Raw genomic sequence first — 8,213 nt, 5'->3', positions numbered from 1 at the left:
GCCGTTAGGCCCTTCCGACGAGTGAAACTTTAGCGGAACTTCGGCGTCCGATCCAATCGACCGCTTTCCGTTCCCATTCCGAAAACACGCACGAAAACAAAACGACAGCACGTCGTTCGTTCGCATGGTTGTGGTGATCGGAGTGGCTGCCTCGGGACCGACTCGCGTCGGCGTTCACCGGCGGGCAACTCGGAGAACACTACGCACCGGTCCAGCGGGTGTCAACCCCCGCCCTGCGCGGCCCCGGGACCCCGTCAGTCGAGGTCCTCGAGCCGCCCGCCGGCGTCCGGCTGTGCGACCTCCACACGGCGCAGCAGGCGCTGGAGGACTTCACCCAGGACCGCTCGTTCGTCCGTGGAGAGGTCCTGGAGCAGGTCGGCCTCGAAGGCGGCGGCCATGCGCATGGTCTCCAGCCACTTGCCGCGGCCCTCGTCCGTCAGCTCGACGATGACCCGTACCCGGTTGGACTCGTCGCGGTCCCGGGTGACCAGGCCCTCCGTGACCATGCGGTCGATGCGGTGGGTCATGGCGGCCGGGGTGAGGCCGAGCCGCTTGGCGAGGTCGCCGGGGCCGAGGCGGTACGGCTTGCCGACGACCACGAGCGCTTTGAGGACCTCCCACTCGGCGTTGCTGATGCCCAGGGCGGAGAGGTGTCGGCCGTAGCCGACGTTCATACGGCGGTTGAGCCGGCCCAGCGCCGTGACGACCTTCTCGACCTGGGGGTCCACCTCGGGAAACTCGCGCTGGTAGGCCGCGATCTGCTCGTCGAGGTCCAGCTCGTGCGGGGGACTCGCGGGGCCGTCTGCTGCAGGCATGCGCCGAGTATGGCACGTAACCGCTTGGCGCTAAAGCCCTTCTCTGTGTACTCTTTAGCTTCTAACTTTAACTCTGAAGTCTTCAGGACTCAACGACAACCTAGGTAGGTGAGTGTGACCACCGAGATGGGCGCGGCTCTGCGCCGGATCCAGCTGGGCAACGCGCTGAGCGCGTTCGGCAACGGCTTCACGGTCCCGTACCTGTTCATTTACGTGGCGCAGGTACGGGATCTCGGTGCGACGACGGCCGGGGTGGTGCTGGCCGCCTATGCCGTGGCCGCGCTCTGCGTGCTGCCGTTCACCGGCCGGGCCATCGACCGGCGGGGGCCCCTGCCCGTGGCCATGACCGGTGCGGTGCTGGCGTCCATCGGCGCGATGGGGTTCGGGCTCGCCTCGACCGCGGTGACCGTGGTCGCGTCGTCGGCCGTCATGGGCGCTGGCGTCGCGATCATCTCGCCGTCGCTCGCGACGCTCATCGTGTGGTGCTCCACCACGAGGACCCGCTCGCGGGCCTTCGCGACGCAGTTCTTCCTCGCCAACCTCGGTCTGGGCATCGGCGGCCTCATCGGCGGGCTGATGGTCGACACCTCGCGGCCCGGCAGCTTCACGCTGCTGTTCTCGATCGAGGCCGTGATGTTCCTGGTGCTCGGCGCGGTGGTCTGCACCGTGCGGCTGCCGCGGACGTCCCCGATCGAGTGCGCCCCCTCGGACAAGGCCCCGGGCGGGTGGCGGCTGCTGCTCAAGGACCGCTCCATGGTCCAGCTGTGCGTGCTCGGCGGCGTGATGTTCTTCGCCTGCTACGGACAGTTCGAGTCGGGCCTCGCGGCGTTCGCGACCGAGGTCACCCACGTCCGGCCCTCGACGCTCGGCATCGCCCTCGCGGCGAACACGGCCGTCATCGTCGCGGCGCAGTTCCTGGTCCTGAAGACGATCGAGCGGCGGCGGCGCAGCCGGGTGATCGCGGCGGTCGGGCTGGTCTGGTCCGTCGCCTGGGTCGCGGCGGGTGTCTCCGGTCTCATCCACGGGAGCCAGGCGGTGGCGACGGTGACGCTGATCTCCACGTACGCGCTGTTCGGGCTCGGTGAGGCGATGCTGTCGCCGACCGTCGCTCCGCTCGTCGCCGATCTGGCGCCGGCGCGGATGATCGGGCAGTACAACTCGGCGTTCGCGCTGGTGAAGCAGCTCGCGCTTGCGATCGGGCCCGCCGCGGGCGGTGTGATGGCCGGCGCCGGGATGTGGAGTGCCTACATCGGCATGCTGATCGCGTTCTCGCTCGGCATCACCTTCCTGGCGCTGCGGATGGGCCGCGGGCTCACGCCCGCCCAGGACAACCCGCACGCCGTCGTGCCGGCACCGCGTGAGCCGCGTGAGCCGCTGACGGTCGAGCGCCCGCTGGTGACCGGCCGGCCGGTCGAGGCCTCCGTCGGGGGCTGAGCGGCCCGGAAAGCCGAAGGACCGAAGACCGAAGAACGCAGAGCTGCCCCGGCCGGATGGCCGGGGCAGCTGTCGTTCTCAGGTTCGCGGGAGGGCGAACTCGCACCAGACGGCCTTGCCACCGCCCGGCGTCCGGCGGGAGCCCCAGCTGGAGGCGATCGTGGCGATGATCGAGATGCCGCGGCCCGCCTCGTCGGCGGGTTCCGCGCGGCGGCGGCGCGGCAGGTGGTCGTCGCCGTCGGTGACCTCGATGATCAGCCGGCGGTCGGTGCGGCGCAGCCGGAGCCGCATCGGCGGGGTGCCGTGCTGCAGCGAGTTGGCGACCAGTTCGCTGGCGGCGAGGACGCCGAGGTCGCGCAGCTCCGCGGGGAACCGCCAGCTGGACAGGACGCCCGTGGCGAAGGCGCGGGCGCGCGGCGCCGCCTCGATGCCGCCGAGGAGGTCCAGCGAGGCGTTGCGGAAGAGCTCGGCGTCGGTGCCGGTGTGGTCCGGGTACTGCAGGACGAGCACGGCGACGTCGTCGTCGTGCTCGGAGGTCACGCCCAGGGCGCGCAGCAGCCGGTCGCAGATGACCTGCGGGGTGCCGGTCGCGCCGGCGAAGGCGCTCATCAGGGAATCGATGCCGACATCGATGTCCTCGCCGCGCCGCTCGACCAGGCCGTCGGTGTAGAGCACCGCCATGGAGCCGGGGCCGAGCGGGATGGACCCGGAGCTGTGGACCCAGCCGCCGGTGCCCAGGGGCGGCCCGTTCGGCTCGTCCGTGCGGTGCACCCGGCCGTCGGGGTCGCGGACGATGATCGGCAGATGGCCGGCGGTGGCGTACGAGAGCCTGCCCTCGCTGGGGTCGTGGACCGCGTAGACGCAGGTGGCGATCTGGGTGGAGTCGATCTCGGAGGCCAGGCCGTCGAGCAGCTGGATGACCTCGTGCGGCGGGAGGTCGAGCCGGGCGTACGCGCGGACCGCGGTACGGAGCTGGCCCATCACGGCGGCGGCGCGCACGCCGCGGCCCATCACGTCGCCGATGACGAGGGCGGTGCGGCCGGCGCCGAGGGTGATCACGTCGTACCAGTCGCCGCCGACGGCGGCGTCCGTGCCGCCCGGCTGGTACGTGGCGGCGACCCGCAGGTCGTCGGGCTGTTCCAGCTCCTGCGGGAGCAGGCTGCGCTGGAGGGTGACGGCGGTGGCGTGCAGCCGGCGTTCACTCTCCCTGAGGCGCTCGGCCGCCTGCACCTGGTCCGTGACGTCGGCGGCGAAGACGAGGACGCCGCGCTCGTCCTGGGAGCCGTGCTGGGGGCCGCCGGGCCCGGCCGGCCCCCCTCGCCCGGCCGGTGCGCCCACGGAGCCCTGGGCGGGCTGCGCTCCGTCGTGGTGGGCGCCGGTGCGCACCGGCGTGCAGGTGAAGGTGAAGTAGCGGTCCCGGTCGGGGAGGGTGACCTTGCGCGCCTTGACGGTGCGCGGTGTGCCGCTGCGGTGCACCTGGTCCATGAGCGGGAGCAGTCCGAGCTCGTCGAGCTCGGGGAGGCCCTCGCGGGCGGGTTCGCCCGTTCTGCGCGGACCGAAGACGTCGGCGTACGCCTCGTTGACGTACGCGATGCGGTGCGCGGCGCCGTAGGTGATGGCGATGAGCGCCGGGACCTGGCTGAGGACGTCGTAGACCGACAGCGCGTCGACGGCGTACGCCGGTGCTTCCGGGTGCTCGGCGCGGGCCGCGGGCACGGCTCCGCCGCCCGCCGGCGCGCCGGGTACGGCGGATGCGGCGTCGGACGTGCGGCCGGCCGCGGCCGTGCGGCGCTGCGTGCCGGGGAGCCGGGCGCTCCAGCGGGTGAGGTTCACCGGGCTCCACCTCGTGGCGTCGCGTGGCGCAGCCCGGACCGCCTGGCTCTGCGCGGGGGTACGGGGGGTCGCTCCCCGGGAGAATTCAGCAAACGTCCGATTCCTCGTATTTGTCACTCTTTGCAGGTGCTGGCGCACACATGGTCACACGCCCAGTGTGGCCGACCCGCGGCCCGGACGGAATCGCCGGGTTCAGGGCGCGTCCGGTTTCGGGGGCCCTCCCGCGGCCAGTTCGAACTCCGCGCGCGGGTGCTCCAGGGAGCCCAGCGAAACGATTTCCCTCTTGAAGAGACCGGACAGTGTCCACTCGGCGAGCACCCGCGCCTTGCGGTTGAAAGTGGGCACCCGGCTGAGGTGGTAGGCGCGGTGCATGAACCACGCGGGATACCCCTTGAGCTTGCGTCCGTAGACGTGCGCGACGCCCTTGTGCAGGCCGAGGGAGGCAACGGATCCGACGTACTTGTGCCGGTACTCCTTCAGCGGCTGTCCGCGCAGCGACGCGAGGATGTTCTCGGCGAGCACCTTGGTCTGCCGGACGGCGTGCTGGGCGTTGGGGGCGCACTCCTTGCCCGGCTCCTCCGCCGTCAGGTCCGGGACGGCCGCGGCGTCGCCGGCCGCCCAGGCGTTCTCGACCCCGTCGATCATGAGGGTGGCGGTGCCCTTGAGCCGGCCGCGCTCGTTCAGCGGCAGATCGGTGGCGGCGAGGATCGGGTGCGGCTTGACGCCCGCGGTCCAGACGACGGTGCGGGTGGGCAGGCGCGTGCCGTCGGAGAGGACCGCGACCCGGTTCTCGCACGAGTCCAGCCGGGTGCCGAGCCGCAGGTCGATGTTGCGGGCGCGCAGTTCCCGGATGGCGTACTTACCCATCTCCTCACCGACCTCGGGGAGGATCTTCTCGGTCGCCTCGACCAGCACCCACTTCATGTCCTCGGGGCGCAGGTTGTGGTAGTACCGCGACGCGTAGCGGGCCATGTCCTCCAGCTCGGCGAGCGCCTCGACGCCCGCGTAGCCGCCGCCGACGAAGACGAAGGTGAGCGCAGCGTCCCGGACCTCGACGTCACGGGTGGAGGAGGCGATGTCGAGCTGCTCCAGGACGTGGTTGCGCAGGCCGATGGCCTCCTCGACGGTCTTGAAGCCGATGGCGAACTCGGCGAGGCCCGGGATGGGAAGCGTCCGGGAGACGGAGCCCGGGGCGAGGACGAGGTGGTCGTACGGGATCTCGATCGCGGGGCCGCCCTCCTCCTCGGTGGCCAGGGTCGCCACGGTCGCCACGCGCTTGGCGTGGTCGATGCGCGTCGCCTCGCCGACGACCAGCCGGCACCCGCTCAGCACCCGCCGCAGCGGGACCACGACATGGCGGGGCGAGATCGACCCGGCGGCCGCCTCGGGGAGGAACGGCTGGTACGTCATATAGGGCTGCGGGTCGACGACGATCACTTCCGCTTCGCCGCGCTTCAGCTTCCGCTGCAGGCGCAGGGCGGTGTACATACCGACGTATCCTCCACCGATCACGAGAATGCGCGGGCTGGTGCTGGCTCTTGACTGGGCTGCCGACTCCGTCATTGCTCCATGACGCAATGGATGACGGACGTTTGTCCACAGGGCGAACGGCAGTGATTCACTTTTCCGCCGATCCGGCAGGTCAGGGATGTGTCGTTGACCGGGCAAAGCCGGTGAAAGAAGAACACCCGGGCCCGCTACTCCGATCGGGGACGCGCCGGGCGGAACGGACCCCCTTCTTTCTTGACCGGGGCTCAACTATGTTCGTAGTCCATCGGGGTTCGTTCGTCGCGCGCCGATGATCATTACGGGTGGGGAGTCTCCGGGGGGAGACGTCATAACCGGGGGATACACATATGCACATTCAGGACTCTCAATGGACGGTAGCGGCAGGCGCGGAGGGTAACGGCGGCAGCAGCCGCGCGACCCCGCTGCGGGTGGACGCCCAGCGCAATCTGGAACATGTGCTGAGGGCCGCGCGTGAGGTGTTCGGGGAGCTGGGCTACGGGGCGCCGATGGAGGACGTGGCACGCCGTGCGCGCGTCGGCGTCGGCACCGTGTACCGGCGGTTCCCGAGCAAGGACGTACTGGTGCGGCGGATCGCCGAGGAGGAGACCTCCCGGCTGACCGAGCAGGCGAGAACGGCTCTGGGCCAGGAGAACGAGGCGTGGTCGGCGCTCGCGCGCTTCCTGCGGACCTCGGTGGCCTCGGGCGCCGGGCGGCTGCTGCCGCCGCAGGTGCTGCGGGTCAGGACCGGGTCGTCCGGCGGATCCGGCAGTGCCGGCTTCACGGTCGAGGGTGCCGTTCCCGCGCTCTCCGGAGTGCCCGCGCACGCCGGGCCCGCGGGCGAGGCGGCGCGGGTTCCGCAACAGCGGGCGCCGCTGAGCGTGGCGGCGGAGCCGGGCGAGCTGTCGATCGGGGTCACGGGTCCGGCGGGGGCTTCTCCGCCGGTACCGCCGGCCGATGCCCCGACCGGCGCTCCGGTACGGGAAGCCGCCGTCCCCGACGGTGGCGCGGAGCAGGACGATGCCGGAATTCCGGCGCTGCTGGAGGTGGTCGGCCAACTCGTCGACCGGGCACGTGCGGCGGGCGAACTGCGGGGGGACGTCTCGGTGGCCGACGTGCTGCTGGTGATAGCCACCCCGGCGCCCTCGCTGCCCGACCCGGCGCAGCAGGCGGCCGCGTCGGCACGGCTGCTGGACATCCTGCTGGACGGTCTGCGCTCGCGGCCGGCGGCTCCGGCCGCCGAAGCCGCTTCGGCGCCGCCCGCGCTCAGTTGGAGCACCGCACCGGTCGAATAGGCCGGTCAGCGGGGTCGATCGGAGGCGGAGGGGCCGTGGGACCGGTGAGCGAACGCTCCCCGGACGAGTGGTTCCCCCTCGCGGCATATTGCGGGATGCACCAGGTGTGACACCCTGGCGCGGTGGACGAGGCAAACGGCGAGTCGAGCGCTGCTGCGAGTGCGGAAGCGGGCGGCGGACTGCCATCGCGCCGGGTTCCCGTACAGCGCGAACCGGAGTCTCAAGTACCGCTTTCGGACGCCGAACTGGTCGCCCGGGTACGCGGCGGGGACGACACCGCCTACGAGGAGTTGTACCGGCGGCACGCCGACTCGGTCCGCCGGTACGCCCGCAGTTGCTGCCGCGACGCGCACACCGCCGAGGACCTGACCGGCGAGGTCTTCGCCCGCACGCTCCAGGCGGTACGCGGCGGCAGCGGGCCGGACTCGGCGGTGCGCGCCTACCTGTTGACGACGGTACGGCGCGTCGCCGCGTCCTGGGGCAGCACCGCCCGGCGCGAGCAACTCGTCGAGGACTTCGCCCTTTTCGCGGTGACGGCGGCCGGCTCGTCCGCGAACGAGGCCACGCTGGACCTGGGCGCGGACGTCCGCGCCATGCACGAAGCCGAGCAGTCACTGGCCATCCGGGCCTTCCGCACGCTGCCCGAACGGTGGCAGACGGTGCTGTGGCACACCGCCGTCGAGGAGGAGTCGCCGAGCGAGATCGCACCGCTGCTCGGTCTGACGGCCAACGCCACGGCGGTCCTGGCGCACCGGGCCCGCGAGGGCCTGCGGCAGGCCTATCTGCAGGCGCACGTCAGCACCACGCTGACCACCGGGAGCAGTTGCGCGCGGTACGCCGACCGGCTCGGGGCGCACGCGCGCGGCGGTCTGCGGATGCGTGCGGACCGGGAGTTGAGCAAACACCTCAAGGAGTGCGAACGGTGCCGGGCGGCGGCGCTGGAGCTGGCCGACGTCAACTCGGCGCTCAAGGGCCTGCTGCCGGTCGCGGTCATCGGCTGGTTCGCCGCCGCGTACGCGGCGAAGGTGGCCGGCATCGTGGCGGGCGTCGGAGTGGCGAGTGCCGCCGGAGGCGCGGCGGCGGCGGCATCCGGTACCGCGTCGGGTGGCGCCGCCGGAGCCGGGGCCGCGTCGGGTGGCGGCGCCGGGGCCGCGGGAGGTGGCGCCGTGGCCGAGGGGCTCGGCGCGCCCGCGAAGGTCGGGATCGTGGCGGCCGTGGTGGTCGCGGCCGCCGGTATCGCGTTCGCCGCGATGAACACAGGCCATCACGCGCCCGCGCCGAAGCCGCAGGCCAGGCCGGCGGCGGTGGCGCCCGTCACCACACCGCCGCC

At 72.2% G+C, this 8,213-nt stretch carries 6 protein-coding genes; 3 read left to right on the top strand and 3 right to left on the bottom strand.

The features are described from left to right. Nucleotides 1-254: 254 nt before the first annotated feature. Nucleotides 255-815: a MarR family winged helix-turn-helix transcriptional regulator gene (locus tag O3X23_RS43365; protein WP_269280758.1), complete on the bottom strand. Its 561-nt coding sequence runs from the start codon at nucleotides 813-815 to the stop codon at nucleotides 255-257. A 114-nt stretch (nucleotides 816-929) separates the two neighbouring features. On the opposite strand from O3X23_RS43365, the gene O3X23_RS43360 reads away from it, so the two are divergent. Beyond that, entirely contained in the window at nucleotides 930-2,249 is a 1,320-nt protein-coding gene (locus O3X23_RS43360) for an MFS transporter (protein ID WP_269280765.1), read from the top strand. A gap of 78 nt (nucleotides 2,250-2,327) precedes the next feature. Here the strand turns inward: O3X23_RS43360 and O3X23_RS43355 are convergent, their stop codons facing one another. Together O3X23_RS43355 and O3X23_RS43350 are read right to left on the bottom strand one after the other, a co-directional pair. Beyond that, nucleotides 2,328-4,082 (bottom strand): ATP-binding SpoIIE family protein phosphatase, encoded by a 1,755-nt coding sequence (locus O3X23_RS43355; protein ID WP_269280756.1) that lies wholly within the window; start codon nucleotides 4,080-4,082, stop codon nucleotides 2,328-2,330. Between the two features lie 192 nt (nucleotides 4,083-4,274). Further along, entirely contained in the window at nucleotides 4,275-5,645 is a 1,371-nt protein-coding gene (locus O3X23_RS43350) for an NAD(P)/FAD-dependent oxidoreductase (protein ID WP_269280753.1), read from the bottom strand. Nucleotides 5,646-5,938: 293 nt separating this feature from the next. On the opposite strand from O3X23_RS43350, the gene O3X23_RS43345 reads away from it, so the two are divergent. Both O3X23_RS43345 and O3X23_RS43340 read left to right on the top strand, forming a co-directional pair. Then, entirely contained in the window at nucleotides 5,939-6,883 is a 945-nt protein-coding gene (locus O3X23_RS43345) for a TetR family transcriptional regulator (RefSeq protein WP_269280751.1), read from the top strand. Between the two features lie 122 nt (nucleotides 6,884-7,005). Beyond that, a partial coding sequence (locus O3X23_RS43340) for a sigma-70 family RNA polymerase sigma factor (protein WP_443048156.1) occupies nucleotides 7,006-8,213 on the top strand: 1,208 nt, incomplete at its 3' end.

Origin of the sequence: Streptomyces sp. H39-S7 (genome assembly GCF_027158205.1) — a bacterium.
In the GTDB taxonomy this organism is placed as follows: Bacteria; Actinomycetota; Actinomycetes; order Streptomycetales; family Streptomycetaceae; genus Actinacidiphila.
Note: the sequence above shows the minus strand (reverse complement) of the source record. Positions and strands in the feature narration are given on the sequence as shown.

Excerpts from the sequence above, each read along its gene's own strand:
- O3X23_RS43345 (WP_269280751.1), top strand. The coding sequence starts at position 5,939 with ATGCACATTCAGGACTCTCAATGGACGGTAGCGGCAGGCGCGGAGGGT.
- O3X23_RS43365 (WP_269280758.1), bottom strand. The coding sequence starts at position 815 with ATGCCTGCAGCAGACGGCCCCGCGAGTCCCCCGCACGAGCTGGACCTC.
- O3X23_RS43350 (WP_269280753.1), bottom strand. The coding sequence starts at position 5,645 with ATGACGGAGTCGGCAGCCCAGTCAAGAGCCAGCACCAGCCCGCGCATT.